The organism is Dyadobacter sp. HNCC25DJ185 (assembly GCF_056895195.1).
Genome location: NZ_JBXHAR010000026.1, coordinates 1 through 3,109 on the forward strand (window position 1 = coordinate 1; position 3,109 = coordinate 3,109).

2 rRNA genes are annotated in these 3,109 nt (G+C 51.7%); both read right to left on the reverse strand.

The features are described 5' to 3' along the window. Positions 1–48: 48 nt before the first annotated feature. Positions 49–160 (reverse strand): 5S ribosomal RNA (gene rrf / locus AC1XUF_RS31995). Positions 161–217: 57 nt separating this feature from the next. Then, positions 218–3,039 (reverse strand): 23S ribosomal RNA (locus tag AC1XUF_RS32000). Positions 3,040–3,109: the final 70 nt, after the last annotated feature.

Below are 3,109 nucleotides of genomic sequence, written 5' to 3' on the forward strand. Positions count from 1 at the left end.
TATAATGCAAAAAAGCATCCTTTTCGGGGATGCTTTTTGTTTTAAAGATTGTGGCGGCTACCTACTTTACCAGGTTTGACCCAAGTATCATCGGCGGTCCGGGGCTTAACTTCTCTGTTCGGGATGGGAAGAGGTGAACACCCGGCCAATAGCCACCAACAAGATTTTTGAGTAATCAATGTCATATTGGAAGTAGAAGAGAAAAAAATGAAGTGTAATGTGCAAGCTGTTGGGTAATTAGTACTGCTCGGCTGAATGTATTTCTACACATACACCTGCAGCCTATCAACGTCGTAGTCTACAACGACCCTTATGTGGAAGATTCATCTTCGGGCTAGTTTCGCACTTAGATGCTTTCAGCGCTTATCTATTCCCCACATAGCTACCCGGCCATGCTCCTGGCGGAACAACCGGTTCACCAGCGGTGGGTCCACCCCGGTCCTCTCGTACTAAGGGCAGCCCCCGTCAATCTTCCTACGCCCACCACAGATAGGGACCGAACTGTCTCACGACGTTCTGAACCCAGCTCGCGTGCCACTTTAATCGGCGAACAGCCGAACCCTTGGGACCTTCTCCAGCCCCAGGATGTGACGAGCCGACATCGAGGTGCCAAACCTCCCCGTCGATGTGAGCTCTTGGGGGAGATCAGCCTGTTATCCCCGGCGTACCTTTTATCCTTTGAGCGATGGCCCTTCCATACAGAACCACCGGATCACTATACCCTGGTTTCCCACCTGCTCGACCCGTCGGTCTCGCAGTCAAGCCTGCTTGTACTATTGCACTCCACACACGGTTACCAAGCGTGTTGAGCAGACCTTTGGAAGCCTCCGTTACACTTTTGGAGGCGACCACCCCAGTCAAACTACCCACCATGCACGGTCCTGCTCATTGAGCAGTTAGATCCCAGGCCAGCGAAGGGTGGTATTTCAACGTTGGCTCCTGAACGCCTGGCGACGCCCACTCACAGCCTCCCACCTATCCTACACATCCCTGACCCGAAAACAATGCAAAGCTATAGTAAAGGTGCACGGGGTCTTTCCGTCCCGTGGCGGGTAAGCGGCATCTTCACCGCTACTACAATTTCACCGAGCTCACGGCCGAGACAGTGCCCAGATCGTTACACCATTCGTGCAGGTCGGAACTTACCCGACAAGGAATTTCGCTACCTTAGGACCGTTATAGTTACGGCCGCCGTTTACTGGGGCTTCGATTCAATGCTTCTCTTGCGATGACATCCCCTCTTAACCTTCCAGCACCGGGCAGGTGTCAGGCCCTATACGTCAACTTTCGTTTTGGCAGAGCCCTGTGTTTTTGCTAAACAGTCGCCTGGGCCATTTCTCTGCGGCCTCTCTTTGCAGAGGAGGCTCCCCTTCTCCCGAAGTTACAGGGTTAATTTGCCGAGTTCCTTAGCCGTGATTCACTCGAGCACCTTAGAATATTCTTCTCGACTACCTGTGTCGGTTTACGGTACGGGTTGCGTACAGCTGATGTTTCAAAAGCTTTTCTTGGAAGCGTTTTCGTGTATTCGCATCGCCCGTAGGCTCCGCTCAACGCACTATTCCGTCAGTACGTATACACCACAATACTCCGTCACTCTTTCACACTGCATGCAAGGGCAGGAATATTAACCTGCTGTCCATCGGAGATCGCCTGTCGGCTATTCCTTAGGCCCCGCCTAACCCTCCGTTGATTAGCATAGCGGAGGAATCCTTAGTCTTTCGGTGTGCGGATTTCTCATCCGCATTATCGTTACTTATGCCTACATTTGCTTTTCCCACCAGTCCAGCACAGCTCACGCTGCACCTTCACCCCTGTGGGAATGCTCCCCTACCGATTGTATTACTACTATCGCATAGCTTCGGTAATATGCTTGATGCCCGTTTATTATCGATGCCCGCCCCGCTCGACCAGTGAGCTGTTACGCACTCTTTAAATGTATAGCTGCTTCCAAGCTAACATCCTGGCTGTCTCTGCAGTCGGACCCCCTTAGTTCAACTTAGCATATATTTTGGGACCTTAGCTGATGCTCTGGGTTGTTCCCCTCTCGGACTGGGACCTTAGCACCCCAGCCCTCACTGCCGTGTATATCATAGCCCATTCGGAGTTTGTCAGAATTTGGTAGGATTTGACTCCCCCTAGTCCTATCAGTAGCTCTACCTGACTATGACTCCACCACGACGCTGTTCCTAAAAACATTTCGGGGAGTACGAGCTATTTCTCAGTTTGATTGGCCTTTCACCCCTACCCACAACTCATCCGAAAACTTTTCAACGTTTACCGGTTCGGTCCTCCACGATGTGTTACCAGCGCTTCAACCTGGTCATGGGTAGATCACAAAGTTTCGCGTCTACAGCCACTGACTAATCGCCCTATTCAGACTCGCTTTCGCTTCGGCTCCTGTTCTTTAAAACATTAACCTTGCCAGTAACCGTAACTCGTAGGCTCATTATGCAAAAGGCACGACGTCACCCCTAAAGGCTCCGTCCGCTTGTAAGCGCATGGTTTCAAGTTCTATTTCACCCCGCTGCTCGCGGTACTTTTCACCTTTCCCTCACGGTACTCGTTCACTATCGGTCTCTCAGGAGTATTTAGCCTTGGCGGATGGTGCCGCCGGATTCAGAGGGGATTCCACCGGTCCCCACTTACTCAGGATACCCACTCAGACACTGCTCTTACCTGTACGGGATTCTCACCCTCTACGATTGGCCTTCCCATGCCATTCCAGTTCGATTCATGCCCACTTGGTGGGTCCTACAACCCCAACCTGGCCGTAACCAGCTTGGTTTGGGCTAATGCGCGTTCGCTCGCCACTACTTGCGCAATCACTATTGTTTTCTTCTCCTGCGGGTACTTAGATGTTTCAGTTCCCCGCGTTTGCCCCCCGTAGGGTAATGTAGCTTCACTACACTGGGTTGCCCCATTCGGATATCTACGGATCAATGCATATGTGCTGCTCCCCGTAGCTTTTCGCAGCTTATCACGTCCTTCTTCGCCTCTGAGAGCCTAGGTATCCCCCATGCGCCCTTAATTCGCTTGCGCGACTTCTCTTCTTCTCTTCTACTTCTCAATATGTCAATGAACTCGTCACCAGATCTATATCCGGTAAGGT